This is a genomic window from Leisingera sp. XS_AS12 (assembly GCF_041224635.1).
In the GTDB taxonomy this organism is placed as follows: domain Bacteria; phylum Pseudomonadota; class Alphaproteobacteria; order Rhodobacterales; family Rhodobacteraceae; genus Leisingera.
Genome location: NZ_JBGFGM010000108.1, coordinates 84,177 through 109,657 on the forward strand (window position 1 = coordinate 84,177; position 25,481 = coordinate 109,657).

Sequence of the window (25,481 nt, forward strand, 5' to 3'; positions counted from 1 at the left end):
CGACCGCCTGCCCCGCGCTAGGACGAGCGCCGCGAGATGGTGATCCCTGCCGCCATGATCAACCCGATACCAAGGATCTGCCAACCATTCAGCACCTGGCCATAGAGCAACCAAGCCACGCCCGGTCCCACGATCATCACCGAATATTCAAAAACTGCGACAAAGGATGCCTCCCCCAGCTGATAGGCCCGCGTGATCAGGAAGACCCCACCGACTGCGGCAAAGCCCTGCAACAGGATCAGATGGGCGATCTGCCACAGATCCCACACCCAGCCGCGGGTCAGGAAGCCGTCCGCGCCCGCCGCCACCTCTTGTGGCCAGAGCTGCAAACCCAAGAGCATCGCTGCCCCCATGACACCCTGCACAAGCAGGTAGACAAGCAGCATCGACACCGTGCTTTCCCCCTGGCACAAACGTCCGGTCGCAATGGATCCGAGGGCGTAGAACACGCCCCCCGCCACCGGTAAAAGGATCAAGGCATCAAACGCCCCCGGATCCGGTTGCAGGACCAGCAGGACCCCGACAAAACCGGCCACAACCGCACCAACCCGCACCAGCCCGATCCGCATTTGCAGGAACAACACCGAAACCAGCACGATGATGATTGGCGACGTAAACAGACCCGCCAAAGCCTGGGCCAAAGGCATCAATGCAACCGCAGAGAAATAGAACACCATCGACACGGCGAGCAGCAGCGCCCGCAAGGTCACCGCGCCCAGTTTAACGGGTCGCAGGCCTCCCAGCCCGGCCCGCGCCATCAGCAGCAAAAGCGGCAGGGCAATCAGCGTGCGCAACAGGTAGAATTGTCCCAAACCAATATGTTCCGCCATCAGCGGAACCGCGTTGTCGGTAATCCCGATAATCAGCATCGCGGCGAGCATGGACTGCGCGGCCCGCGCCTGGCGCAGCTTGTCGGCAGAAAGACTTGTAGCCGGACCTGCACCGGCTGAGGAAATGGTTGCTGAATGTTTCATACTCTTCCCTTAGCCCGCAACTTTCCGCAGTATCTGTCCTTAAAACGACATCAAAATGATTCATGCCGGGAGGATAACAATGGGGTGGATGGCAGACGAAACCGGGCTGGACAAGACAGCCGCTAACTTTGTGCCCCTGACACCTTTGTCGCACCTGAAGCGCGCCGCTCAAGTGTTTTCGGATCGCACCGCAGTTGTGTACGGTCAGCACCGGGTGACATACGCGCAATATCATGAGCGTTGCAGCCGTCTCGCGTCCGCCCTCGTTGGGTTGGGCGTTGCGCCGGGCAATGTGGTGGCAACTCTTCTGCCCAACCTGCCCGCCCAGGCCGAGGCTCATTTCGGCGTGCCTGCCTGCGGGGCCGTGTTGAACACGATCAATACACGGCTGGAGGCCGACACGGTTGCCTATATCCTCGATCATGGCGAGGCCAAGGTATTGCTGGTGGATCCGCAGTTCCTGCCGATGGCGCAGGACGCAATCGCGCGGATGAAGGGCCCCGCCCCCGTGGTGGTCGAAGTTGCCGATCCGCAAGCGGGCTTTCCTGCCAGCGGCAAGAACCTGGACTATGAAGCGCTTCTGGACCAGGGCGACCCTGACTTCGACTGGATCATGCCGCAGGACGAATGGGAAAGCCTCGCGCTCAACTACACCTCCGGTACGACTGGGCGTCCCAAGGGCGTGGTCTATCACCACCGCGGCGCCTACCTGATGACCATGGGAACGGTGGTGTCCTGGCGTATGGTGCTGCACCCCGTCTATCTGACCATCGTTCCCCTGTTCCACTGCAACGGCTGGAACCATACGTGGATGATGCCGCTGGTGGGTGGCACACTGGTCTGCTGCCGCGACATCAGCGCCGAAAATATCTTCAATGCCATCAAACACGAAGGCGTCACCCACTTCGGCGGCGCGCCGATCGTCCTGAACATGCTGGTCAACGCCCCCGAGACCGTGCGCCAGGAGTTTGACCACCAGGTCGAAGTCTTCACCGCGGGCGCCCCCCCGGCCCCCACCACCCTCGCCAAGATCGAGGCGCTTGGCTTCAATGTCACGCATGTCTACGGGCTCACCGAAACCTATGGCCACGTCACCGAGTGCTACTGGAACGCAGAACGCTGGGACGGCTTGGACGCGGATGAGACCGCGGCAATCAAGGCCCGACAGGGCGTGGCGATGCCCATGCTGGAACCTGTGATAATCCGCGACAGCGCACACAATCCGCTGCCGATGGACGGAAAGACACAAGGCGAAATCGCCCTGCGCGGCAATGTTGTGATGAAAGGGTATCTGAAAAACCCCGAGGCCACGGCGGAGGCTTTCAAGGGCGGCTATTTCAATTCCGGTGACATCGCGGTGCAGCACCCTGACGGCTACGTGCAAATCGCTGACCGGGCCAAGGACATCATCATCTCTGGCGGGGAAAACGTCTCCTCCGTCGAGGTGGAGGGCGTGTTGATGGGGCACCCGGATGTATCGCTTGCTGCCGTGACCGCAAAGCCGGACGACACCTGGGGAGAAGTGCCTTGCGCCTTTGTGGAGCTGAAACCCGGCGCCTCGGCCGACGAAGCCGCGTTGATCTCTTATGCGCGGGAACGGCTGGCTGGTTTCAAATGCCCCAAGAAGGTGGTCTTTGCGGAGCTGCCGAAAACGGCCACTGGCAAGATACAAAAGTTTGAACTCCGCAAAATAGCCAAGGATTTGTAGCTTTTCAGCTCTCTCAGGCTGCGTCAGGCAGCAAAGCAAATTGCCCGCCCGGTCTTATGTGATTATTCTGCCTGCAATACAGGATTGGGGACCGGGCTGGCTGCATGACGGCACTGAAGGAATTTGAACGGCTGGAAGCCGCCGGGCTTTGGCGCGCAGATCCCAAGGCGCAACGGCGCGATGTCATCATCTCGCTCGGGGATGCAACATTGACCATCGCCGACATGAACGACCGTCCGCTGGCACATTGGTCGCTGGCGGCGGTTGAACGCGCCAATCCGGGTGATTACCCGGCAATCTTTCATCCCGATGGCGACCCCGGCGAAACCCTGGAACTGCCGAGCGACGAAACCGCCATGCTGGATGCCATCCAGCGGGTGCAGGCCGCAATCGGGCGGACCCGCAGCCATCCCGGGCGCCTGCGCACAGTCAGCCTGGTCGGCGTGCTGGCACTGGTCATGGGGCTGCTGCTGGTCTGGTTGCCCGGTGCCATCACCCGTCACGCCGTCAGCGTGGTGCCCGAGATCAAGCGCAAGGCGATAGGACAGGCCCTGCTCGGGCGTATCGAACGTGTCTCGGGACCGGCCTGCGCCACCCGCGAAGCTGCGCCGATCCTGACAAAACTGGCGGATCGCACCGGGGTAAGGCAACTGGCCATTCTGCGTTCTGGGATTCCCGGCAGCCTTTATCTTCCGGGTGGGATCGTGCTGCTGAACCGCAGCTTTGTCGAAGATTTCGAGGACCCCGCGGTTGCCGCCGGCGCCATTCTTGTCGAACGCGCCCGGGCCGGTGTTACCGACCCGATGGCAGAACTGCTGGAGGCCGGTGGATTTCTGGCCACGCTGAAACTGCTCACCACCGGAGAGCTGGAGCGGGCCACACTGGACGCCTATGCGGAAACCACGCTGGGAAGTCCACGCCCGACGCTGCCCGATGATGTTGTTCTTGCGGAATTTGCCCGCGCTGCGCTGCCTTCCTCCCCCTATGCCTATGCACTGGATATAACGGGCGAAACAGTGCTTGGGCTGATCGAAGCGGATCCGATGGCAGGCCGGGAGCTGGAACCGGTTCTGAATGACCGCGACTGGGTGCGACTGCAGAATATCTGTGGCTGACATATCTTGAAACCCTAGCCCGCGCCTATAGGTTGGCCGTTGGCGAGGACGGCCTCCGACCATATCTGCACATCCGCCGGGACGACCCGGCCAATCAGAGGAGAGTGGCCATGCGCAACACCAAGGATCGCATCCGCCATGCCCTGTCATTTGAAATCATCGGCCTGCTGATCGTGACCCCGCTGGGGGCTTATGTCTTTCACATGCCCATGCACCATATCGGTGTTGCCGCGCTGGTTGCAGCCACGGTCGCGACCCTTTGGAACTATGTCTACAACCTGCTCTACGATCACGCGATGCGGCGCCTGTTGGGACATGTTCGCAAATCCCTGCGCCAACGCGTGTTGCATGCGGTGCTGTTCGAGCTCGGGCTTCTGCTGGCGCTCATGCCCTTCTTTGCCTGGTATCTCGACATCTCGCTGCTTCAGGCCTTTGTCATGGACGCAGGTTTTGCCGCATTTTACCTGGTCTACGCATTCTTGTTCAACTGGGGCTACGACCTGCTCTTTCCCATCGACGGCCTGCCTGCGCCGCCCTTGGCCAAGGCCGAGTGACCTTGCAGTTGAAAAAGGCCGGGCATCCCCCCGGCCTTCGCATAAACCACCGTCGCGGCACTTGAACCTGGCGACAACCTAGCGGCTCAACTTGGCTCCAGTGAAGCCAATCTCTCTCACTCGCGTCAACGCGGCTTCCGCCCGCTGTGGGTTCTGAAACGGCCCTGCGAGCACGACGCTGAAACTTTGCCCGCCGCGGCTGAGCCGACCGAGCCGTACCGGCAGCCCTGATGCCGCCAATTTGCGCGCCGCGGCTTTCGCCTCGCTGCCCTCCGCATAGGTCGCGGCGCGGACGTAGAGATTGCCGACTTTCGCCTGCGCCGGGGCCTCCGCCCCGGGCGCCGAACGGGTCGACAACCGCAGCGCGGGTGCTTTTGCTTCGGCGGGGCTGCGGCTCGCCCGGCGAGACAGGGTCACCACCGGTCGATCGAGCGGCTTTTGCACCAAACGGCGCGGCAGGCCATCGGTCCAGACCTCGGCCATCTGCGCATCGCCCGTTGCGCTACGCTGACCGCGCATCGGGTTCATCCGGCCATCCTCACGTTCCACGACCTCGTAGCCGGCGGGCGCACCCGAAAATGGCGTTACCATCGCTGGCCGCAGAGTGCGCTCGGCACGACGCGGATTCAGACGCCCATCATCCCACACGGGCCGATACCCGTTGGGCACCTCGAAGCTGTTTGACTGGCGGCGGGTTTGATAGATGTGGGCCTGCACCACCCGCGTATTGGGCGTCAAGAGCACCGAAGATTGCTGTTCATAGGTCACAGGCGCGGCGCCCTGCGGACCGCAGCGCGCACCGGGGGCATTGCTGTATTGACGACTGATATCGGAAAGCCCCGCACAGCCACCAGCGCCGCTTTCAGCCGGGATTGTGGGTTGAGCGCGAGGAACCACCATCGGTTTGGGATTGGCCCGAACTACGGGTTTGGCCCGCGCGGTCGCCGCAGCCGCGGTGGCCGCCGCTGCCTCAACAGGCTGCGCCGTCGGGACGCTGGTTGTGCGCGCCGTGCGCTGCGGTTTCGACGTGGTCACCACCTTGGGCGGGGAGCTGGCAGCAGGTTTGGGAGAGGTCTGCGCAGGCGACTTGGCGATCTGCTGATCGGGCTCAAGCGTGATCAACTCCGGGGCCGGGGCGCGTGGCGGTTGCCGCGTGGCGCCAACGACGGGTGTCGGCTCGTAGCCGCAGATCTGCTTGCGGGACCGGGTCACCCGCGGCACCCAGGTCACGTTGCCATCAATGCCCGCGCGCACATAAATGCACCCACGGCTGTCCACATACTGCTTGCCCTTGAAGGAGGCTGGTGGAAACTCCGCCGGCGGGCTGGTTGGGCGCAGGGTCTGTGCCTGTAGTCCTGCAGCGCCCGAAATCCCCGCGATGGCGGCAAGTGCAATAATTCTAGTTATTTTCATCCCTGCACCCCACAAAATATGGCGACAGGATGCCTGAAACAGGCGTGCGAGTAAAGATTCCGTGGCAACAATATGGCGCGGCGGGTGACATTTTTGCGTCCCCACCAACCACTTGCCGCAAGATGGCAAGCCAGCGCGTCGCAGCTATGCGTGCCGCGACGCGCTCTCGCCGAGACGGCCGATTTACTTGGTGCCGAACATCCGGTCGCCGGCGTCGCCCAGCCCCGGCAGGATATAGCCTTTGGCGTCAATTTCACGATCAAGCGACGCGGTGACGATCGGCACATCCGGGTGCGCCTCTTTCATCCGCGCAACACCCTCGGGCGAGGCCAGCAGGCACAGGAAACGAATATTGTTTGCGCCCGCCTTCTTCAGAAGGTCAATCGCCGCCGCAGAGCTGTTGCCGGTCGCCAGCATCGGGTCCACCGCGATCACCAGGCGGTCTTCCAGCGCCTCGGGCGCCTTGAAGTAATATTGCACCGGCTCCAGGGTTTCCTCGTCGCGGTAAAGGCCGACAAAACCGACCCGGGCCGAGGGGATCAGCTCCAGCACCCCGTCCAGCATGCCGTTGCCCGCGCGCAGGATCGACACCAGCGCCAGCTTCTTGCCAGCCAGGATCGGCGCTTCCATTTCCTCCATCGGGGTTTCGATGGTGGTTGTGGTCAGCGGCATCTCGCGGGTGATCTCATACGCCAGAAGCTGTGTCAGTTCCCGCAGCAGCTGGCGGAAACTGGCGGTGGAAGTGCCCTTTTCCCGCATCAGGGTCAGCTTGTGCTGCACAAGCGGGTGATCAACAACGGTCAGGTGGTCGGTCATGGGGCTCTCCTAAAGTCTGTTTGCAGCGCTTTTATGGGTTTGGTCGGGACTGGCAAGCGGGTTTTGACCATCAGGTCAAAGAAAGCTCTTGCCTGCCCCTTGGGCCGGAACATTCAGATGTGCCGCAACGGAGGCGGCCACATCGACGAATTTGACTTGCCCGATGGGGCCTGCGTCAAGCCCGGCGATCAGAACCGGCACCTGTTCGCGGGTGTGGTCAGACCCCGGCCAGCTAGGGTCGTTGCCATGATCCGCGGTCAGCAACAGCATGTCCCCCGGGCGCAGCCGCGGCAGCAGACGGCCCAGTTCGCTGTCAAACCACTCCAGCGCCCGGGCATAGCCTGCGATATCGCGGGTGTGGCCATACAGGCTGTCGAACTCGACAAAATTGGCAAATGTCAGGCTGCCATCCTCGGCCTCCTCGACAGCATTAAAAAGATGCTCCATCAGCTTGGCATCACTCCCCTTTTTCAGGGTGTCGATGCCCGACATTGTAAAGATATCGCCGATCTTTCCGATTGCATGCACCTTGCGGCCCGCGTCCTGCACCCAGTTGGTCAGCACCGGCGCAGGCGGCGCAATGGCATAGTCGCGGCGGTTGGTTGTACGGCTGAAGCCCTGGTCAGAGTTGCCAATGAAAGGCCGCGCGATAACCCGCCCCACCTTCATCGCGTGCAGTTCGGGCGCGATCGCCTCGCACAGCGTCAACAGCCGGTCGAGGCCAAAGGCCTCCTCGTGCGCGGCGATCTGGAACACGCTGTCGGCCGAGGTGTAGCAAATCGGCCAGCCCGTCTGCAGGTGCCGTTCTCCCAATTCATTGATGATGACCGTGCCAGAGGCATGGCAATTGCCCAAGACCCCTTCCGTGCCCGCCAGCGCTGCCACCCGCGCGGTCAGATCCGCCGGGAAAGACGGCGCGGTGTCCGGGAAATAGTGCCAGTCCCAAGGCACCACCAGCCCCGCCAGCTCCCAGTGGCCGGAGGGGGTGTCCTTGCCGGGGCTCGCCTCTTTTGCGCAGCCCCAGCGCCCTTGCGGTTCCGCCGAAAAGCCTGGAAACGGAACGGATGATGCCAGCCGCATCGCTGCCCCCAAGCCGAGCCGGTCGAGATTGGGTAGCTGCAACGGACCGCTACGGCCTTGCTCTGCCCGACCAGCGGCGCAGGCCTGGGCGATATGGGCCAGCGTGTTGGCGCCCAGATCCGGCAGATCGCCGTTGAAGAACTTCCCAGCATCCGCCGCGCCGCCGATGCCGACCGAATCCATGACAACAACAAAGGCACGCGGCATCAGCTGATCCTTTCATGCACCAGCGACGGCCGCTCTGGCGCGGCGTCCGCAATCCCGATGGCCGCGCGGACCGCCGTTTCCGCCACATCTGCCGCCGCTTCACTGTCGGCGTGGATCCGGGCCAGCGGCGCGCCCTTGTCGACCAGATCGCCCAGCCGCACCAGATCCGAGATACCCACGCCGGGATGGATCTGGTCTCCCTCGACCATGCGACCACCTCCGAGGCTGACGACCGCAAGCCCCAGCGCCTCGCCATTCATCGCGGCGACATATCCTGTTTCCAGAGCCGCAACATCACGGACGACCTCAGCCCCCGGCAGGTGATCCTGCCAGCGCGCTGCAAAATCGGCAGGGCCGCCCATATGCGCAATCATACGCTCGAACCGCTCTGCGGCACGTCCATCGCTCAAGGCTGCTTCGATCATCTCGCGGCCTGTGACAATATCCGATGCCAGCCGCCCCTGCACCAGTATCTCAGCGCCGAGCGCAACTGTAATTTCCCCCAGCGGGCCGCCGGTCGACATCGCCGCTGAACCGCCCGTCAGCACCCGCATGACCTCAGCCACTTCCAGCGCATTGCCAAGCGCAGGCGCAAGTGGCTGGTTCATGTCCGTAATCAGCGCGGCTGTCCGGCACCCCGCCGCATTGGCTGTTTCGCACAGCGACACGGCCAATGCGCGGGCCTGATCGGCGGTCTTCATGAAGGCACCCGAACCGATCTTCACGTCCAGCACCAGCGCATCCGGGCTGGCGGCCAGTTTCTTGGACAGGATCGAGGCCGTGATCAGGTCCAGACTGTCCACCGTTGCCGTCACATCGCGCACCGAATACAGCCGCTTGTCGGCCGGGGCGATCTGCGCGGTTGCACCGACGATGGCACAGCCTGCGTCCCGCACGATCTGGCGCAGATGATCCTCGCTCACACTGGTGGAAACGCCGGAAATGGCCTCCAGCTTGTCCAGGGTGCCGCCGGTATGCCCCAGCCCCCGACCCGAGATCATTGGAACATAGGCACCGCAGGCGGCCAGCGCCGGCGCCAACAACAGGGAAACGCAATCGCCCACACCACCTGTGGAGTGTTTATCCAGAACCGGCCCGTCCAGACCCCACGTCAGCACGTCGCCGGTGTCCCGCATCGCCAGCGTCAGCGTGCGGCGCCCCTCAACGGTCAGGCCCTGCAGGCAAACCGCCATGGCAAACGCCCCGGCCTGCGCGTCAGACACCGCACCATTGGCCAGCCCCTGGGCAAACCATGTGAGTGCATCGTCCGAGGGCGTTTGCCCCGACCGCAACTGGGAGATGATGCCGCGGGCATCCATCAGCTGCGCTCCATGTGTTCCGCATCAAAGGCACCGGGCAACAGGGCACCGATACTTGTCGTCTGCTCCGCCCCGTCGACGGTCGCAAGGGTAACCGGCACGTCATTGCCCCCGAACTCCCGCAGCTTTTGACGGCAGCCCCCACAGGGTGGCACCGGCGATGGGCTGTCAGCAATCACATAGACCTCGGCCAGCTCGGTCTCGCCCGCGGCGACCATGGCCGCGATGGCGCCTGCCTCGGCGCAGGTGCCCTCCGGGTAAGCCACATTTTCAACATTGCAGCCGACATAGACCTGGCCCGATGCAGAGCGAATGGCGGCACCCACCTTGAAATTTGAGTAAGGCGCGTGGGCATTTTCACGCACAGCGGTGGCAGCGGCCTTCAGGCTCATGGTGATTCCCTGTTTTTTACCATTTGGACAAGATGCCGCAGGATAGCGGCACGCAGCCGCAAAGGTGAACCCCTTTTGACGTAAGATCAGGCCGCACGCATCCCGTGCCCCTCGCGCTGCCCTTCGGCAAGGCACCGCCTCGCCTGCCAGAGGCTCCGTCGCTCCCGCGACTTACGAGGTTTCGTATAATCAATCAGGTTCTTTAGCAAAAATGCAGGTTGTGTCATCGGATCAAAACCCTCGGCAAGCGCCGTTCGGGGCCGCCTTCTAGCAAGGGCGACCGCAAACGACGGCAGGCCAAAGCATTGCACGCGAAGGTAGCCAAGTGGCCAGAAGGCGCCCGAAAGGGCACCGAATCCATTCGCCACTCGCGCCAGGCAGACAGGTGGAAACCGCGGCCATTCTCCCCCTGCCCGCTGAATTCAGCGGGCAACAACGCGCTGGTCGGTGCCGTCCCGCAGTGCAATGCGACAGTTTGGGCTAGGTTTCCGCCCAGAAAATGGTTTAACACTAAACAAACTGAATTTCGAAGGAGCGCGAGATGTCCGATTCACAGAACCTGCGCCAGGCCGCACTGAATTACCACGAGTTCCCGCAGCCCGGAAAACTGGAGATCCGCGCCACCAAACCGATGGCAAACGGCCGGGATCTGGCCCGCGCCTACTCCCCCGGCGTCGCCGAGGCTTGCATCGAGATCAAGGCGGATGCGGCCAATGCCGCCCGATACACGTCACGGGGCAACCTTGTGGCGGTCGTCTCCAACGGCTCTGCCGTTCTGGGATTGGGCAATATCGGCGCGCTGGCCTCAAAGCCGGTGATGGAAGGCAAGGCGGTGTTGTTCAAGAACTTCGCCGGCATCGACTGCTTTGACATCGAAGTCAACGAGAGCGACCCGGAGAAACTGGCGGAGATCGTCTGCTCGCTGGAACCGACGTTTGGCGCCATCAACCTTGAAGACGTCAAGGCACCTGATTGTTTCGTGGTGGAAAAGATCTGCCGCGAACGCATGAATATTCCTGTCTTTCACGACGATCAGCACGGCACGGCCATCGTTGTCGGGGCGGCGGCCAAGAACGCGCTGCACGTTGCCGGGAAATCCTTCGAGGACATCAAGATCGTCTCGACCGGCGGCGGCGCGGCCGGAATTGCCTGCCTGAACATGTTGGTGAAGCTGGGTGTGAAACGAGAAAACATCTGGCTCTGCGACATCCACGGTCTCGTCTACGAGGGCCGGACCGAGGACATGAACCCGCAAAAGGCAGCCTTTGCCCAGGCTTCGGACAAGCGCACACTGGACGAAGTGATGGATGGCGCGGACCTGTTCCTGGGGCTGTCAGGCCCCAATGTGCTGACTCCGGACATGGTCAGCAAAATGGCGAAGCGTCCGATCATTTTTGCGCTGGCCAATCCGACGCCGGAGATCATGCCGGAGGCCGCGCGCAAAGTGGCCCCAGACGCAATCATCGCCACCGGCCGCAGCGATTTCCCCAACCAGGTCAACAACGTACTGTGCTTCCCCTTTATCTTCCGCGGGGCATTGGACGTGGGCGCGACCGAGATCAACGACGAGATGCAGATCGCTTGCGTTGACGGGATCGCGGAACTGGCACGTGCCACCACCTCTGCCGAGGCCGCTGCCGCCTACAAAGGCGAGCAGCTGACGTTCGGCGCCGATTACCTAATCCCCAAACCCTTTGATCCGCGGCTGGTGGCGGTTGTGTCTTCGGCGGTGGCCAAGGCTGCGATGGAAAGCGGCGTTGCCACGCGCCCGATCGAGGACATCGCCGCCTACAAGCAGAAACTCAATCAAACCGTGTTCAAATCAGCCCTGCTGATGAAGCCGGTGTTCGAGGCAGCCCGCGCGGCTGCGCGCCGCATCGTCTTTGCCGAAGGCGAGGACGAGCGGGTTCTGCGCGCCGCCCAGGCCATTCTGGAAGAAACCACGGAGACGCCGATTCTGATCGGACGCCCCGAGGTAATCGAACGGCGCTGCGAGAAACTCGGCCTGGATGTGCGGCCGGGCCGCGACTTCCAGCTGGTGAACCCGGAGAACGACCCACGCTACTATGATTACTGGAACAGCTATCACAAACTGATGCAGCGCCGCGGCGTGACGCCAGATCTCGCCAAGGCGATCATGCGCACCAATACCACCGCCATTGGCGCCATCATGGTGCATCGCGGCGAGGCCGACAGCCTGATCTGTGGCACCTTCGGCGAATACCGCTGGCACATGAACTATGTGGAGCAAGTGCTCGGCGGCAACAGCTATTCCCCGCACGGCGCGCTGTCGATGATGATCCTTGAGGATGGGCCGCTCTTCATCGCGGACACCCACGTTCGGATCGAACCGACGCCTGCGCAGATTGCCGAAACCGTGCTGGGGGCCGCCCGTCACGTGCGCCGCTTCGGGATCGAACCGAAGATCGCCCTGTGTTCGCAATCGCAGTTCGGCAATATCGATTGCGACACCGGCAACCGCCTGCGTGCCGCACTCGAAATCCTCGACGACAAGCGCCGCGATTTTGCCTACGAGGGCGAGATGAACATCGACAGCGCGCTGGACCCGGAGCTGCGCGCGCGGATCTTCCCCAACTCGCGGCTGGAGGGCGCGGCGAACGTGTTGATCTTCGCCCATGCCGATGCGGCCTCGGGCGTGCGCAACATCCTGAAGATGCGTGCAGGCGGGCTCGAAGTGGGGCCGATCCTGATGGGCATGGGCAACCGCGCCCATATCGTGTCGCCTTCGATCACCGCCCGCGGGCTGCTCAACATGGCCGCAATTGCCGGAACGCCAGTGACGCACTACGGCTGACACCAGGAAGACCGACGCCATCGCCCTGCCCGTGTTAGCATGGCAGGGCGAAAGCACCTCTCAACAGAGATAAAGCTGGGCAACGCCGTACGCGGCATGGCCGGGCATTTCAGGCACGGCCAGTTGCATCGGCAGCGCATCCCCCCCCAGCAGCCCGCGCAGTTCATCGAACAGGTCGCGATGCTCGGGATTGGCCGGGTCGGCCTCGGCCAGAAGGCTTTCGGCAGGCATGCCATTCGCCACCAAAATAACGTGGCGCGCGCACAGGATATGCCAGTACTCGACCTCTGCCCACTCCCGCTCCAGGCAGATTGTACCCCCGTTCAGCAGTTTCCTAGCCGAAGCCAGCGCCGCATCCTCGCCGCACAGCATCGCCACGGGCAGGCCATCGACGTAAATCCTGTGCTGCTGCGAAACCCAGGTGTCGCGCTCTGGCCGCCCTTCCCCGAGGGCTCCGGCGGCAATACGCACCGGGCGCCACTTGTCAAACCGGGATCCGGCGGGCAAGGGCAACCGCTTTGCGCCTGCCCACACCACCTCATGCGCCTCGCCAAACCAATCCAGAACCGTGTCGCCCGCGCGCAGGTTTTCAACCGGCACGTCGCCCGTCACGGTGCGAATAGCCGTACCCGACGCAAAGCAAACCGGGGTAAAGACGGTGCTGCTCACGGGCTTGATATCAACGACGAGCGCGACCGCTCCCAGGAGATTGGGTTCGCCGTCCGGAAAATGAAAATAGATGGAGCCGTTCGCTTCGAAGACGATTACCGACTTGGACGCCCCCAAAGGCACGGTAGCCCCTGCCAAATCCACGCCGGGCGTGGCGGTCCCGCTCCCCAGATAGTTGATCGGATGACCGTTGAAGGTCGACAAGCCGTCATCTTGATCGGACAGAACACCATCATCATCCGACAGTGTCCCGGTTTCCCTCGGCCCAAAGTCATTGAGCACAAGCGTCTGCTTTGAGGACAGAAGCTCCGTCGTCACCACAGAGCCATGATAGGGCGAAACGCTGATCTCGCGACTGTACATCACACACCTCATCGTTACCATAAAACAACTTTAGGGTGTGATAAATTGGATTAACGGTCGCTTTAAACGAAGTTAAATCTTCATCAATTCAAGAAATCGAAAAACAGCCATGCGCATATCGCCTTCGATTCGGACGCCCCTGCCCGGTAGTTTGCAAATTTTGCCAAACTTTTCAGTCAGCCCGCCCCTGCCGGACAGTTTGCAAACAAAATGACTGATCCGGCAGGCAACCTTTGTAAAAACTGTAAATGTTGCGGGTGTGCAGGATCAGGACCGGTAAATTGCTTGACGAACTTCATGCCCCGTTAGCGTAAAACTTGCCCTTTGGTCGCCAAGTCGCCTACGCAGGAAGCGAGGAGGAGGACAAGACATGGGATATCAGGATATCTATTCTGCCTGGCAACAGGATCCGGAGGGATTCTGGATGCAGGCCGCCGAGGCAATCAGCTGGGTTGAGCCACCGAAGAAAGCGCTGTTCGACCGGGGCGACGGGCTGCATGAGTGGTTTGCCGACGCCCGGGTAAACACCTGCTACAACGCCGTCGACCGCCATGTCCAACAAGGCCGCGGCGAACAGACTGCCATCATCTACGACAGCCCGCTGACCCAGACCAAACGTCAGATTTCCTTTGTCGAATTGCGCAATCGTGTGGCCAGCCTGGCCGGCGCCCTGCGCGCAAAAGGCGTGGAGAAAGGCGACCGGGTCATTATCTACATGCCGATGATACCCGAAGCGCTGGAGGCAATGCTCGCCTGTGCCCGAATTGGTGCGGTGCATTCGGTGGTGTTTGGCGGTTTCGCCTCAAACGAACTCGCCGTGCGGATTGACGACGCCCGCCCCAAAGCCATCATTGCCGCCTCCTGCGGCATCGAACCGGGCCGTATAGTGCACTACAAGCCGCTGCTGGACGGCGCGATCGAACAGGCCACCCACAAACCGGAATTCTGCGTCATCTTTCAGCGCGAACAAGAGGTCGCAGAGCTTGTCCCCGGTCGTGATGTCAACTGGCACGGGTTTCAATTCGGCGTCGAACCCGCCGAATGCGTGCCTGTCGAGGGCAATCATCCCGCCTATATCCTGTACACCTCGGGCACCACTGGCCAGCCCAAGGGGGTGATCCGGCACACTGCGGGTCAGCTCGTGGCGCTGAACTGGACGATGAAAAACATCTACAACGTCGACCCTGGCGATGTCTTCTGGGCGGCCTCGGATGTCGGCTGGGTCGTTGGGCACTCCTATATCTGCTACGGCCCGCTGATCCACGGGAACACCACGGTGGTCTTTGAGGGCAAACCTGTCGGCACGCCAGACGCCGGCACGTTCTGGCGCGTCATCGCAGAACACAAGGTCAAGAGCTTCTTCACCGCGCCCACGGCGTTCCGGGCCGTAAAGCGCGAGGATCCAAAGGGCGAAGAAGTCGGGAAATACGACCTCAGCTCTCTGAAGCAGGTGTATCTTGCCGGCGAACGTGCAGATCCCGACACCATCACCTGGGCGCAGCAGCAGTTGAAAGTGCCGGTGGTCGATCATTGGTGGCAGACGGAAACAGGCTGGGCCATCGCTGCCAATCCCTTGGGTATCGAGGAACTGCCGACCAAGCTCGGCTCCCCGGCGGTCCCGATGCCCGGGTACGAGGTCGACATTCTGGACGAGAGCGGCAATCCGGTTGCACCAGGTGAGCTGGGCGCCATTGCCGTGAAGCTCCCCTTGCCACCCGGCACGCTGCCGACGCTGTGGAACGCCGAAGACCGCTACCGCAAAAGTTACCTGACCACCTTTCCGGGCTATTACGAGACCGGGGATGCCGGGATGAAGGACGAGGACGGCTATCTCTACATCATGGCGCGCACCGACGATGTCATCAACGTTGCAGGTCACCGGCTTTCGACCGGCGCCATGGAAGAAGTCCTCGCCAACCACCCGGATGTGGCGGAATGCGCGGTGATCGGTGTGTCGGACAGCCTGAAAGGGCAGATGCCGGTCGGTCTTCTGTGTCTGAATGCCGGAGCCGAACGGGACCACGCGGAAATCGTCAGCGAAGTGATCACGCTGGTGCGCGATAAAATCGGCCCGGTTGCCGCCTTCAAGACAGCGGTTGTGGTCAACCGCCTGCCAAAGACACGGTCCGGCAAGATCCTGCGCGGCACGATGGTGAACATCGCGGATGGCACCTCGTGGAAAATGCCCGCGACCATCGACGATCCATCGGTTCTGGACGAAATCACCGCAGCTTTGCAAACAATCGGTTACGCCCGCTAGATCGCGACCGGTCAGCTCGGCCAGGAACCGAATTTCAATTTGCAACATGGGCTGGCACCGCCTTCGGGCGGTGCCGCTATTTCGCGCAGGAAAAAAGCTCGAATTACGCGAGACACTCCGGATTGACTTGCAACTTGCCGTCGCACGCCTAGGCTGCACGGCAGGAGGCAACTACATGACCGAACAAGACATCTGGCAGCTGAGCGCGACAGAACTCACGCGCCTCACCCGGCGCGGAAACCTCAGCGCTGAAGCCGCGGTAGAGGCCGCACTGGGGCGAATGGCAGCCGTGAACCCCGACCTGAATGCCGTGGTCGAAGATCTCAGCACGCAAGCGCGAAGCCGAGCCCGCGCGCTCGACAAGGCGCGCGAAAGTGGCGTCGAACCCGGGCCACTGCACGGCGTCCCCGTCACCATAAAGATCAATGTCGATCAGGCCGGACACGCCACCTCCAACGGTGTCGTGGCGCTCAAAGATCTCATCGCGCCCGCCGATGCCCCGGTCGTGGAAAACTTGCAAAAGGCTGGCGCGGTGGTGATCGGACGCACCAACACGCCGGAATTCTCCTTTCGCGCGGATACCGACAACCCGCTTCATGGGCGCACCCACAATCCCTGGGGGCGGCATATCTCTGCCGGCGGCTCTTCTGGAGGTGCCGGCGCCGCGGTGATGGCCGGTATCGGCGCGCTGGCACACGGCAACGACATCGGTGGGTCACTGCGCTTTCCCGCGGCCGCAAACGGTGCCGTCACGGTGAAACCTGGACTTGGGCGGGTGCCTGCCTGGAACCCCAGCCAACGCGCCGAACGCGGGTTGCTGGCACAGCTGATGTCGGTGCAGGGGTTGATCACTCGGACGGCAGAAGATTTGCACCTGGCAATGCCCAGCCTGATCGCGCCGGACCCACGCGACCCCTTCCACGTGCCAATGCCCTGGCGCGGCACGGACACCCAGCAGCCTCTGAAAGTCGCCTTCACGCGCAACACCCACGGGTATGACCTGCATCCCGAGGTGGAGGCGGCGCTTCTGACAGCCCGCGATGCGCTGCGCGATGCCGGTTACATCGTCGAAGAGGTCGAGCCACCCAATGTGTTCGACGCAGGTCGCAGCGGGTACCGCGCCCTGATGGGCGAAATCCATGCCTTGATGAAGGCTGACGTCGATGCAGCCGGCTCCCAGACCGTGCGGGATATCTTCGCGGTCTATTTCCAGGAGTTCCCCCCTTTCACCGGCGACGAATTGTTGAAAGTGATGGCGCAGCGAACGGATTTTGCCCGCCAATGGTCCCTGTTCATGCAGGAGTACCCACTGGTGCTGTCGCCCTTCCTGCCGCAGCCGTTCTTCCGTCCAGACCGCGATACCGAAGGTGCGACCGGTGTTCAGGAGGTGCTCGGTTGCGCCGTCTACTCCTACGCGATGAACTTCCTCGGCCTGCCCGCGGCATCCGTTCCTGCACGGCTAGCGGAGCTGCCGGGCGGACCGCAACCGATCAATGTGCAGATTGCGGCGCAGCGCTGGCGCGAGGATCTGGCGGTTGATGCCTGCAAGGTGATCGAGGACCGCGTGGGCCGCATGTGCCTGCCACTGTGGAAGCGGATGCAGCGAGCGCAGTAAGCCTGACAGGTTGAACGGTCGGGTTTATCACCCGGGGAACGGAGCACTCCGTCCCCGGGGCAGTTCCGAACCACATTCACCGTCTACCCTGACGCAATGCTGCGCGGCTTCAGTTCCGCCCGCAATGACAGCAAGCGGCACTTCACCGGTTACGCGGCACGTGCCAGCAAACAAAGGTAACCCAGACACCACTTACGCCACTGGTGCCGCTTGCGGCACCTTGGGATCAAGCGCAGGCCTGAACCAACGCTTGGAGTTCAATAATCGCACGAAGGTGTTACCAAAGTGTTCACCCGTTCCACCCATGGGCGAATGATACGCACATGGGCACAGCTCAGGTGAATTGTTCTGAGATCAGCCGCTCTTCCAGCCCATGCCCGGGATCGAACAGGATCTTGTGGCGAATGTTCAGTTCCGTCCGGATCTCGACCCAGTCGATATCCGCCACGGAAATGGAATCCGCATCTGCCATGACCGGGCGCTTTTCGGGCTCCAGCACGTCAAAGCGCACCATGGCATTGCTGGGCAGCAACGCTCCACGCCAACGACGCGGCCGAAAGGCGGCGATCGCGGTCAACGCCAATACATCGGCGCCAATCGGCAGAATCGGGCCATGTGCCGAGTAGTTGTAGGCGGTGGAACCGGCAGGCGTGGCCACAAGCGCCCCATCGCAAACCAGCTCCGGCATGCGAATCCGCCCGTCGACCGAGACCTGCAACCGCGCGGCCTGCGGTCCCGCCCGCAACAAGGAGACCTCGTTGATCGCCAGTTCCTTGTGGACGCCCCCCTGCCGATCCATTGCCGTCATGGACAACGGGTTGATGATCTCCTGCACCGCATCCTGAAGGCGCTCTGTCAGCCCTTCGGCGCGGTATTCATTCATCAGGAACCCCACGGTTCCACAGTTCATCCCGTAGACCGGCGCGGGGTGATCGACCATGGAGTGCAATGTGCGCAGCATGAACCCATCGCCGCCGAGCGCCACGATGACATCCGCCTGCTCTGGTGACACATGGCCATATCGGGTCTCAAGCTCGGCCAGAGCCTGCTGTGCGACGTCGGCCTTGCTGGCAAGAAATGCGATTCTCAAAGACATAAAATCTGTTTCCGGTGTTAGCCATGTGGTTCCGAAACAAGCACAGCTTTCCAGCGAAGGCCATAGTTGCCGTTCTGTCGCACGCAAATGTCGCTTTACAGGCTTTCTGAGCAGCAAAGTTTCCGATAGGAAATCCTCAAATCTGACCCTCTACTCCAACGGAGCCACCATGACTGAAGCGACCCGTGACCCCGGATTTTTCACCCAATCGCTGGCCGAGCGCGACCCTGAGCTGCACGGCGCAATCACAGCCGAACTGGGCCGCCAACGCGACGAGATCGAGCTGATCGCCTCCGAGAACATCGTCTCTGCCGCGGTGATGGAAGCGCAGGGCTCCGTGCTGACCAACAAATATGCCGAAGGCTACCCGGGCCGTCGCTACTACGGCGGCTGCCAGTATGTGGACGTTGCCGAAAACCTCGCCATCGACCGCGCCAAGCAGCTGTTCGGCTGCGAGTTCGCCAACGTGCAGCCGAACTCCGGCAGCCAGGCAAACCAGGGCGTGTTCCAGGCGCTGATCCAGCCCGGCGACACCATCCTGGGCATGGACCTCGCCTCCGGTGGTCACCTGACCCACGGCGCCGCGCCGAACCAGTCCGGCAAATGGTTCAACGCCGTGCATTACGGTGTGCGCGAAAGCGATTGCCTGATCGACTATGACCAGATCCAAGCCCTCGCAACGGAGCACCAGCCCAAGCTGATCATCGCCGGCGGTTCCGCCATCCCGCGCCAGATCGACTTTGCCCGCTTCCGCGAAATCGCCGACAGCGTGGGCGCCTACTTCATGGTCGACATGGCCCACATCGCCGGCCTTATCGCCGCAGGTGAGCACCCCTCGCCCTTCCCGCACGCGCATGTGGCCACCACCACCACCCACAAGACCCTGCGCGGCCCGCGCGGCGGCATGATCCTGACCAACGACGCCACAATCGCCAAGAAGGTGAACTCGGCGATCTTCCCCGGCATCCAGGGCGGCCCGTTGATGCACGTGATCGCAGGCAAGGCAGCTGCCTTCGGCGAGGCGCTGAAGCCCGAGTTCAAAGCCTACCAGAAGCAAGTCCGCGCCAACGCGGCAGCGCTGGCGGATCAGCTGATCAAGGGCGGTCTGGACATTGTCACCGGCGGCACTGACACCCATGTGATGCTGGTTGACCTCCGCCCCAAAGGCGTGACCGGCAACATCGCCGACAAGGCCCTGGGCCGTGCCCACATCACCACCAACAAGAACGGCATCCCGTTCGATCCGGAAAAGCCCACCGTGACCTCTGGTCTGCGCCTCGGTACGCCTGCAGGCACCACCCGTGGCTTCGGCGAGGTCGAGTTCCGCCAGATCGCCGACCTGATCATCGAGGTGATCGACGGGCTGGCCAGCAACGGTGAAGAAGGCAACGCGGACGTCGAAGCCTCCGTGCGCGCCAAGGTAGCGGAGCTCTGCGGCCGCTTCCCGCTGTACCCGAACCTGTAAGCCCAACAGGATTGACGAAAAGAACCGCCGCGCCCCCTGGTCGCGGCGGTTTCATTTTTGGCACCGGATGAGATCTGCCTCGCACCACAGCCCCTCGCATACTGGGCAGACATAAGGCTTGGGCGCGACCGCCTCGGCAGGAGCCAAGCCCCCGTCTCGCTCCCGTTGCGCGACCCTCAGCAGCCACATGAATTTGCAACGCACCTGCACCGAGCCAAAAGTGGACGGCCGCTGGATCCACCTTTGCCCTAGGCTTCACACGTCGGGTGCAACACAGTGCGGGTCACACAAGCCCGCGCCAACGCAGCACCACGACCAGCAGCGCAATCACCGTCAACAGCGAGAAACCGATGCTGCCCAGGATGCTCAGCCACAGCCCCCGGCGGCGATCCGCAAGATCGATCTGTTCGAGGTGCGCGCGCACTTCGCGGGCAGCGCCGCGCAGCGGCTTTTCGTCCAGTGTCAACCGCAGCCTGGGATGTTCGATCAACGGCACGGCAGCCGCCAGCTTGCGCCCCTGTCGGTAGACCCGGCGCGGCAGGCGGCGGCGCGCCCGCTTCAGTGCCATTTCGAGGTCGCCCGAAGCATGCTCACGTTCCTTCAGAAGCACGCGGATCTCTTCGATATCCTGTTCCAGGCTGGCAGCCATTTCCTGCTCCTTTGGTCGGCTTGTCGCCCCACCCTAGCCTGCCCTTGTCGGGCTCTCAATGGGGCTGGCGCACGGCGCGTCAGGCGGCTATCAAGCGCCTATGCTGAACACGATCACACATGGCTCCGCCACCGAGAAACCGCCACTCCTGATTGCCCACGGGCTTTACGGCTCTGCGCGCAACTGGGGCGTCATCGCGAAACGGCTTTCAGATGAACGTCAGGTGGTAGCGGTCGATATGCGCAACCACGGCGACAGCCCCCGCATGGACAGCCACAGCTACCCGGAGATGGCCGACGACCTGGCCGAGGTGATCGACGCCCATGGCGGGCAGATGGATGTGATCGGCCATTCGATGGGCGGCAAGGCTGCCATGATGCTGGCACTCAAGCACCCCCAAGCGGTGCGGCGCCTGTTGGTCGCGGATATCGCGCCCGTCGCTTATGGGCACACGCAGATTCACTATATCGAGGCGATGCGCTCGGTCGATCTGGACCGGGTTCAACGCCGCCCCGAGGCAGCGGCACAACTGGCCGAAGCGGGGGTGGAACCTGCACTGCAAAGCTTCTTCACCCAATCTCTGGACCTGCCGAACCGGCGCTGGAAGCTGAACCTTGACGTGTTGGCCGACCAGATGCCCAATATCATGTCTTTCCCAGAGACCAATGCAAGCTGGTCCGGTCCGGCCCTGTTCCTGTCCGGGGCCAATTCGGATTACGTGCTGGCGGAACACCGGCCGGTCATCCGCGCCCGGTTCACCGCCGCGCGGTTCGCCAAGCTGCCCGAGGCAGGCCATTGGCTGCACGCCGAAAAACCACGCGAATTCGAAGCGGCCGCACGGGTCTTCTTCAACGCCTAAGCGTGCCGGGCATCCAGCTGTCGCGCAACAGTGAAGGCTCCAAGTCCGCTCCCCCAGATGCTAGCACACGGCGAGCCGTCGCGACGGTTGCTGTCGGCTGGGTTGAAGCTAGCGAAATGCAATGCGCGCCCCCCCCGCGAGCACCATTGGCCCGACAAGACACGAAACGCGCAAGCGCCCTTCGCTAGGAGAGAGAATTTCCCTTTAAAATCAGTGGTGCGGACGGCGGGACTCGAACCCGCACGGCCATAAGGCCAGGAGATTTTAAGTTATGATTGAATTGCGAAAAATCAAACGCTTAAGCAAAACCACCCCCACATACAAAACATGAACATACAGTGAAAGTGGGAGCGCATCTACAATCCGTCTCTCGGTATCGCAGCCATATCCTAACCAGCCGGATCATTGGCGCCTGCGAGCAATTCGGAAATTTCAGGGTCGCTTCCCCGATCGAACTCAGGAAACCCAAGGTATGAGCCCTTTAAGCAACTTCAGAAGCGCCGACACCGATTAGAGCGGTCTATACCTATTCTAACCCTTCTGTGATCTGCACCCGCTGGTACCTCCCAACAGGAAAAGCCGCCCCTCACCAGATTCCGAAACCCCGGCTGACGTTGTGTTCCAGCCTGAGAGACGTCGTCTTTGTGGGCAAGTCACAATGGAATTGCAGATCCTATGGCCTTTTCGCCAAACTCACTTACTGCCACGTTCGTACTGCAGCCGGGAGCGCTTCAGGCGCTCAATCTTGTTGCGCCGCAGTTCGTTTTCATCTTGCAAGATTTCACGCGCGGTCCGTGAGGTTTTTTCCATCGATGTTTCTTTGTGGGACAGGCCAGTTAGCTTCAACTGCTCGATATTAAACTTGGTCATCGTCTAACTCCTACGGGGCTGATTGTGGGCAAGTCTTTTCTTAGCGAAAATTCAGTCTGGAACTTTGACATGTGTGGCATGATGCAAATGGCACGCGCGGCGCTGTGATCGCGCCATTTCGATGCAGAAGCCTAAGCGGCAGCAGTGAAGCCCACTCGATATCCTGCAGTCCCAACAGCGGAGACGAATGCTGCGCGGGCCGCGGTTACACCGACAAGGCAATCCATTGCTGCATCGATTTTTTCAAGCGCAACGTCTCTATGTTTATCAGAAACAGGCCAAGCTTTCTGAAGCCAGACATGGGCTTGTTCGAGTGTCGAGATTTTTCGTGTCCGCCCTTCGGAGGGCAGAAAAATAGTCATGGGGGTACCCCAGTAGATTTCTATCAAGTTTGTTCTTTCAATGTTGTTTGGGAAAACCGCATCTGAAGACTGTTACTGCAGATACGGAAACGGGAGCATTGCAAGAATGCTCCCGCTAAAGGTTTCAGGTCTTGGAAGGCTTACGCCAGTGCGAGGTTGCTTGCGGACTCGCGCCCATCGCGGCCGCTCTCGATGTCGAAAGTCACGGCTTGGCCATCGTTCAGCTGCTGGATGCCAGCGCGTTCCAAGGCGGAAATATGGACAAAGATGTCCTTCGATCCTTGCTCGGGAGCAATAAAACCGAAACCTTTTTGAGAGTTAAACCATTTCACGGTGCCATTGGCCATCGTGTCGTCTCCTTAAAAATTGCTATCCGCAACACGCGATAGCCCGGCCCAGTGTCAACATAGGAACAACTGGGGCCGTTAGGAAACAGAAGGTCGTAGGAAGAAGCTTTGCCCAGCAAAGATGGGTCATCCGATCGATGATTGCAAGAGGCCAGCGCTTAAATCACGTGAATATCTTGCACAGTAGCTCGGTACGCTCGACCAAGCGTAGCTTAGTGTGGCGGTTTATGCGGGCTGTTTGGGGCTCTCAAGTTTCCTTGGTCTTGGCCTGCTAAGAAGATGTTGAACTAGTTAGGTCTGCGGTGGATTGACCTCTGCCATGCAGCGAGGGAGCAAGTGACAGGGGAAATTCGGCGAGCAAACGCCGAGAAACTAGCGCCTGCCTGCCCTAGGCCAGCCATGACCGACTTGAACCAGCCCAATCTTGCTGTGAAGTTGCAGCGCGCTGGTCTGAATGGTGCATGTGCAAAGTTTTCCAACCACTTACGAAAGCGGACCTTCATTTTGCCACGAACCCTTTTTCTGATGCTTCACACCGCGCCACCCGCTGAAGTGCGGACAGATCAGGCATTCACCTATGCCAATCAAACTCATAGCAGCCTGCTGGAGGCATGAAGATCATCCTCGACCGCGGGCAGCATTTCTGGCGATTGCGGCAATCAGATCCGTCCGAGTGACAATGCCAACAATTTTTCCATACTCGAGCACAGGGACGGCATCGGTATACCCATCGGCCATCATTGGAAGTAGCACCCCGATTGGAGTGTTGGTGGTAGCGCGGGGCACGGCTGCGCTCATGATGTCCCCTGCAGTCAGCTGCTTTGTCCATTCACGGCTTAGAAGGCGCCGTAGCGCAGCCCAATAACCTCGCTCCAGGCGCAACGCGTCGGCCCGGGCCTGGTTAATGAGATGCATTTGGAATATGACCCCCTTGAACGCCTTGTCGGCCCCCACGACGGGAAGTGATGTGAACCGATGCTGTCGAAACAAGTCCGCGATCTCGCCGAGGGATGTGTTCAAGCTGACGGTGATGAGGTTGCGGGACATGATATCCTTTGCGGTCAAAGGACCAGACGATTGCGCTGCGGCCAGGAGTTCTGCCGCGCCGATCAGCCGCGCGAGATCCTCGACACCGAGATTGAAGGACTGGCTATAACGTTCGAGGATACCAGTCAGCTCGTGCTCAGTTAAACCGAGCCGTTCTGTCGGGTTGCGATCTTCTGTTGCATGCTTGCTAAGATCATCGAATTGCCGGAACGGGTAGTGCCTTCCGGTGAGCCTTGCGTAGAGGGTCGCAAGTATTACGAGAGTTGTCGTTCCAACAGCTATGGGGGCAATCGCGAACCAAAACCCCAGTTGCTCGATGGCGTCCGGGGACATGGCGGCGGTCATAGCAACCGCTCCTGCAGGAGGATGAACGGCGCGGCACAGGATGGTTGCTGTGACCGCAAGACCCACCGCCAGGGCGATCCGAAGCGTCTGGTCCGGCACCAGTAGGCAGACGGCCACACCTATGATGGCGGCGACGGTATTGCCGACAATCGCCGACCAAGGTTGCGCCAGAGGGCTGTTTGGCACCGCGAAGAGCAGGACGGAAGACGCCCCGAATGGAGCGACGAGATAGAGCCCCAGTTCCTGGTCGATCTGAGGAGACAAAAGAAAAAGCCCGGTTAACCCCAAACCGATCAGGGCACCAAGCCCGGCACGTATTGCTTCAACGCCTGAGACGCGGGCGACAGCGGGGCCGAGTGATTTCAAAGTAAGCAAATGCGCGCCTCCGGATGAGTTTTGCGCAAAATTTCATCAGCTTGCGAAAGGTTCAACCTGTGATCCAATTGAAATACCACTGCAGTCATTGCCCGACCGTCCATCTGGCCGTCCATTTTGGCTCGCTAGCGAAGTCAGAGCAGCCTGCGTTTCTGCCTCCTTGCGAAGATGCAGCACTTGAATCAAGGCCCTGGGAAATCGCATACGGTCGCTGGGCTGCGAAAGGTGACAGCAGGCAGCCCAAACTAGACATTCGCGCCAGGCGCAGCACAGGTCATGCTGCAAATGCAAAGCTTTCCCAGGAGCGGACCTCCAGATCGCTCAGAAGACCACGGCGATGCTGCGCTTGGTACGGATGTCGGAGGAGCGCAGAAAGCCGTCGCTGCAAAATTGCGAACCGTCTTCGCCCTTCGGAACCTGATCCGGCCCATTCCGGACCTTAGCCCTACCCTCACGTTGCTGCAGGCGCAGCCCGCTTTCCGGTCACTCGCTGCGCGAGTAAAATCTGGAGATGATCGAACTCACAGTCTGGGGACTAAGGGGGCTTTCACCGCACATGCAGCTCAGACAGCCTTGAGAGCCAGCTTTGTGCGGGAAGTGAATTTTCCAAATTCAGTTTCCCCATCCCTTCAAGCAGCGTTCCGCGCTGCGATGTCATGCTCAGAAGCTGGCGACTGCCTCCCGTTTGGCATAGAGGAAAAGACCGGTGGAAGCGAGAAGATCGGAGTTGACCCGTCACAAAGGCCGCAGGATAAACTGGCCTAGG

Annotated in this window: 22 protein-coding genes; 9 read left to right on the forward strand and 13 right to left on the reverse strand. The window is 61.4% G+C overall.

Annotation, left to right across the window (positions count from 1 at the left end; genetic code table 11):
• Nucleotides 1–17: 17 nt before the first annotated feature.
• Nucleotides 18–974 carry a DMT family transporter gene (locus AB9K35_RS15630; RefSeq protein ID WP_369927443.1) on the reverse strand — a complete coding sequence of 319 codons (957 nt, stop codon included), beginning with the start codon at nucleotides 972–974 and terminating at the stop codon, nucleotides 18–20.
• 79 nt (nucleotides 975–1,053) lie between these two features.
• On the opposite strand from AB9K35_RS15630, the gene AB9K35_RS15635 reads away from it, so the two are divergent.
• The 3 genes from AB9K35_RS15635 (at nucleotide 1,054) to AB9K35_RS15645 (ending at nucleotide 4,351) form a co-directional block, all read left to right on the forward strand.
• Entirely contained in the window at nucleotides 1,054–2,682 is a 1,629-nt protein-coding gene (locus AB9K35_RS15635; RefSeq protein ID WP_369927445.1) for an AMP-binding protein, read from the forward strand.
• Between the two features lie 104 nt (nucleotides 2,683–2,786).
• On the forward strand, nucleotides 2,787–3,797 hold the full coding sequence (locus tag AB9K35_RS15640) for a hypothetical protein (RefSeq protein WP_369927447.1): 1,011 nt from the start codon (nucleotides 2,787–2,789) through the stop codon (nucleotides 3,795–3,797).
• Nucleotides 3,798–3,907: 110 nt separating this feature from the next.
• Entirely contained in the window at nucleotides 3,908–4,351 is a 444-nt protein-coding gene (locus tag AB9K35_RS15645; protein ID WP_369927449.1) for a PACE efflux transporter, read from the forward strand.
• A 78-nt stretch (nucleotides 4,352–4,429) separates the two neighbouring features.
• Here the strand turns inward: AB9K35_RS15645 and AB9K35_RS15650 are convergent, their stop codons facing one another.
• From AB9K35_RS15650 to AB9K35_RS15670, 5 genes are all read right to left on the reverse strand, one after another.
• A complete protein-coding gene (locus AB9K35_RS15650) occupies nucleotides 4,430–5,764 on the reverse strand; it encodes an SPOR domain-containing protein (protein ID WP_369927451.1) in 1,335 nt (444 codons plus the stop codon).
• 183 nt (nucleotides 5,765–5,947) lie between these two features.
• The gene (upp, locus tag AB9K35_RS15655; protein WP_222453806.1) at nucleotides 5,948–6,580 is read right to left on the reverse strand and encodes a uracil phosphoribosyltransferase; all 633 of its coding nucleotides are present in this window, start codon (nucleotides 6,578–6,580) and stop codon (nucleotides 5,948–5,950) included.
• Between the two features lie 75 nt (nucleotides 6,581–6,655).
• On the reverse strand, nucleotides 6,656–7,867 hold the full coding sequence (locus AB9K35_RS15660; RefSeq protein ID WP_369927453.1) for a phosphopentomutase: 1,212 nt from the start codon (nucleotides 7,865–7,867) through the stop codon (nucleotides 6,656–6,658).
• Nucleotides 7,867–9,186: a thymidine phosphorylase gene (locus AB9K35_RS15665; RefSeq protein ID WP_369927455.1), complete on the reverse strand. Its 1,320-nt coding sequence runs from the start codon at nucleotides 9,184–9,186 to the stop codon at nucleotides 7,867–7,869. The genes AB9K35_RS15660 and AB9K35_RS15665 overlap by 1 nt, the downstream gene beginning before the upstream one ends.
• The gene (locus AB9K35_RS15670) at nucleotides 9,186–9,578 is read right to left on the reverse strand and encodes a cytidine deaminase (protein WP_369927457.1); all 393 of its coding nucleotides are present in this window, start codon (nucleotides 9,576–9,578) and stop codon (nucleotides 9,186–9,188) included. Before AB9K35_RS15670 ends, AB9K35_RS15665 begins: the two co-directional genes overlap by 1 nt.
• Nucleotides 9,579–10,119: 541 nt before the next feature.
• On the opposite strand from AB9K35_RS15670, the gene AB9K35_RS15675 reads away from it, so the two are divergent.
• Nucleotides 10,120–12,393 (forward strand): NADP-dependent malic enzyme, encoded by a 2,274-nt coding sequence (locus AB9K35_RS15675; RefSeq protein WP_369927459.1) that lies wholly within the window; start codon nucleotides 10,120–10,122, stop codon nucleotides 12,391–12,393.
• Between the two features lie 60 nt (nucleotides 12,394–12,453).
• On the opposite strand, the gene AB9K35_RS15680 is transcribed toward AB9K35_RS15675, so the two are convergent.
• Nucleotides 12,454–13,425: a Hint domain-containing protein gene (locus AB9K35_RS15680; protein WP_369927461.1), complete on the reverse strand. Its 972-nt coding sequence runs from the start codon at nucleotides 13,423–13,425 to the stop codon at nucleotides 12,454–12,456.
• Nucleotides 13,426–13,795: 370 nt separating this feature from the next.
• Between AB9K35_RS15680 and prpE the strand changes: the two genes are divergently transcribed.
• Nucleotides 13,796–15,685 (forward strand): propionate-CoA ligase PrpE, encoded by a 1,890-nt coding sequence (prpE, locus tag AB9K35_RS15685; RefSeq protein WP_369927463.1) that lies wholly within the window; start codon nucleotides 13,796–13,798, stop codon nucleotides 15,683–15,685.
• A 175-nt stretch (nucleotides 15,686–15,860) separates the two neighbouring features.
• Nucleotides 15,861–17,300 (forward strand): amidase family protein, encoded by a 1,440-nt coding sequence (locus AB9K35_RS15690; RefSeq protein ID WP_369927465.1) that lies wholly within the window; start codon nucleotides 15,861–15,863, stop codon nucleotides 17,298–17,300.
• 334 nt (nucleotides 17,301–17,634) lie between these two features.
• Here the strand turns inward: AB9K35_RS15690 and AB9K35_RS15695 are convergent, their stop codons facing one another.
• Nucleotides 17,635–18,396 carry an NAD kinase gene (locus AB9K35_RS15695; RefSeq protein WP_222453814.1) on the reverse strand — a complete coding sequence of 254 codons (762 nt, stop codon included), beginning with the start codon at nucleotides 18,394–18,396 and terminating at the stop codon, nucleotides 17,635–17,637.
• Between the two features lie 169 nt (nucleotides 18,397–18,565).
• Between AB9K35_RS15695 and glyA the strand changes: the two genes are divergently transcribed.
• Entirely contained in the window at nucleotides 18,566–19,861 is a 1,296-nt protein-coding gene (gene glyA / locus AB9K35_RS15700) for a serine hydroxymethyltransferase (RefSeq protein WP_369927467.1), read from the forward strand.
• A gap of 283 nt (nucleotides 19,862–20,144) precedes the next feature.
• Here glyA and AB9K35_RS15705 read toward each other — a convergent pair whose 3' ends face one another.
• Nucleotides 20,145–20,510, reverse strand: a complete 366-nt coding sequence (locus tag AB9K35_RS15705) for a hypothetical protein (RefSeq protein WP_369927469.1) — start codon at nucleotides 20,508–20,510, stop codon at nucleotides 20,145–20,147.
• 100 nt (nucleotides 20,511–20,610) lie between these two features.
• Between AB9K35_RS15705 and AB9K35_RS15710 the strand changes: the two genes are divergently transcribed.
• Nucleotides 20,611–21,369 carry an alpha/beta fold hydrolase gene (locus AB9K35_RS15710; RefSeq protein ID WP_369927471.1) on the forward strand — a complete coding sequence of 253 codons (759 nt, stop codon included), beginning with the start codon at nucleotides 20,611–20,613 and terminating at the stop codon, nucleotides 21,367–21,369.
• Nucleotides 21,370–22,062: 693 nt separating this feature from the next.
• Here AB9K35_RS15710 and AB9K35_RS15715 read toward each other — a convergent pair.
• The 3 genes from AB9K35_RS15715 to AB9K35_RS15725 all read right to left on the reverse strand — a co-directional run bounded on the left by AB9K35_RS15715 (nucleotide 22,063) and on the right by AB9K35_RS15725 (nucleotide 22,948).
• Entirely contained in the window at nucleotides 22,063–22,239 is a 177-nt protein-coding gene (locus AB9K35_RS15715) for a hypothetical protein (RefSeq protein WP_369927473.1), read from the reverse strand.
• Between the two features lie 131 nt (nucleotides 22,240–22,370).
• Nucleotides 22,371–22,601 carry a DUF982 domain-containing protein gene (locus AB9K35_RS15720; protein ID WP_369927475.1) on the reverse strand — a complete coding sequence of 77 codons (231 nt, stop codon included), beginning with the start codon at nucleotides 22,599–22,601 and terminating at the stop codon, nucleotides 22,371–22,373.
• Nucleotides 22,602–22,741: 140 nt separating this feature from the next.
• Entirely contained in the window at nucleotides 22,742–22,948 is a 207-nt protein-coding gene (locus tag AB9K35_RS15725) for a cold-shock protein (RefSeq protein WP_222482531.1), read from the reverse strand.
• A 399-nt stretch (nucleotides 22,949–23,347) separates the two neighbouring features.
• On the opposite strand from AB9K35_RS15725, the gene AB9K35_RS15730 reads away from it, so the two are divergent.
• Nucleotides 23,348–23,563: a hypothetical protein gene (locus tag AB9K35_RS15730; protein ID WP_369927477.1), complete on the forward strand. Its 216-nt coding sequence runs from the start codon at nucleotides 23,348–23,350 to the stop codon at nucleotides 23,561–23,563.
• A 3-nt stretch (nucleotides 23,564–23,566) separates the two neighbouring features.
• On the opposite strand, the gene AB9K35_RS15735 is transcribed toward AB9K35_RS15730, so the two are convergent.
• Complete coding sequence (locus AB9K35_RS15735) at nucleotides 23,567–24,715, reverse strand: HPP family protein (RefSeq protein ID WP_369927479.1); 1,149 nt, start codon at nucleotides 24,713–24,715, stop codon at nucleotides 23,567–23,569.
• Nucleotides 24,716–25,481 lie beyond the last annotated feature (766 nt).

Coding starts and splice junctions, on each gene's coding strand:
- AB9K35_RS15630 (WP_369927443.1), bottom strand. CDS start 974: ATGAAACATTCAGCAACCATTTCCTCAGCCGGTGCAGGTCCGGCTACA.
- AB9K35_RS15635 (WP_369927445.1), top strand. CDS start 1,054: ATGGGGTGGATGGCAGACGAAACCGGGCTGGACAAGACAGCCGCTAAC.
- AB9K35_RS15640 (WP_369927447.1), top strand. CDS start 2,787: ATGACGGCACTGAAGGAATTTGAACGGCTGGAAGCCGCCGGGCTTTGG.
- AB9K35_RS15645 (WP_369927449.1), top strand. CDS start 3,908: ATGCGCAACACCAAGGATCGCATCCGCCATGCCCTGTCATTTGAAATC.
- AB9K35_RS15650 (WP_369927451.1), bottom strand. CDS start 5,764: ATGAAAATAACTAGAATTATTGCACTTGCCGCCATCGCGGGGATTTCG.
- upp (WP_222453806.1), bottom strand. CDS start 6,580: ATGACCGACCACCTGACCGTTGTTGATCACCCGCTTGTGCAGCACAAG.
- AB9K35_RS15660 (WP_369927453.1), bottom strand. CDS start 7,867: ATGCCGCGTGCCTTTGTTGTTGTCATGGATTCGGTCGGCATCGGCGGC.
- AB9K35_RS15665 (WP_369927455.1), bottom strand. CDS start 9,186: ATGGATGCCCGCGGCATCATCTCCCAGTTGCGGTCGGGGCAAACGCCC.
- AB9K35_RS15670 (WP_369927457.1), bottom strand. CDS start 9,578: ATGAGCCTGAAGGCCGCTGCCACCGCTGTGCGTGAAAATGCCCACGCG.
- AB9K35_RS15675 (WP_369927459.1), top strand. CDS start 10,120: ATGTCCGATTCACAGAACCTGCGCCAGGCCGCACTGAATTACCACGAG.
- AB9K35_RS15680 (WP_369927461.1), bottom strand. CDS start 13,425: ATGTACAGTCGCGAGATCAGCGTTTCGCCCTATCATGGCTCTGTGGTG.
- prpE (WP_369927463.1), top strand. CDS start 13,796: ATGGGATATCAGGATATCTATTCTGCCTGGCAACAGGATCCGGAGGGA.
- AB9K35_RS15690 (WP_369927465.1), top strand. CDS start 15,861: ATGACCGAACAAGACATCTGGCAGCTGAGCGCGACAGAACTCACGCGC.
- AB9K35_RS15695 (WP_222453814.1), bottom strand. CDS start 18,396: ATGTCTTTGAGAATCGCATTTCTTGCCAGCAAGGCCGACGTCGCACAG.
- glyA (WP_369927467.1), top strand. CDS start 18,566: ATGACTGAAGCGACCCGTGACCCCGGATTTTTCACCCAATCGCTGGCC.
- AB9K35_RS15705 (WP_369927469.1), bottom strand. CDS start 20,510: ATGGCTGCCAGCCTGGAACAGGATATCGAAGAGATCCGCGTGCTTCTG.
- AB9K35_RS15710 (WP_369927471.1), top strand. CDS start 20,611: ATGCTGAACACGATCACACATGGCTCCGCCACCGAGAAACCGCCACTC.
- AB9K35_RS15715 (WP_369927473.1), bottom strand. CDS start 22,239: ATGACCAAGTTTAATATCGAGCAGTTGAAGCTAACTGGCCTGTCCCAC.
- AB9K35_RS15720 (WP_369927475.1), bottom strand. CDS start 22,601: ATGACTATTTTTCTGCCCTCCGAAGGGCGGACACGAAAAATCTCGACA.
- AB9K35_RS15725 (WP_222482531.1), bottom strand. CDS start 22,948: ATGGCCAATGGCACCGTGAAATGGTTTAACTCTCAAAAAGGTTTCGGT.
- AB9K35_RS15730 (WP_369927477.1), top strand. CDS start 23,348: ATGACCGACTTGAACCAGCCCAATCTTGCTGTGAAGTTGCAGCGCGCT.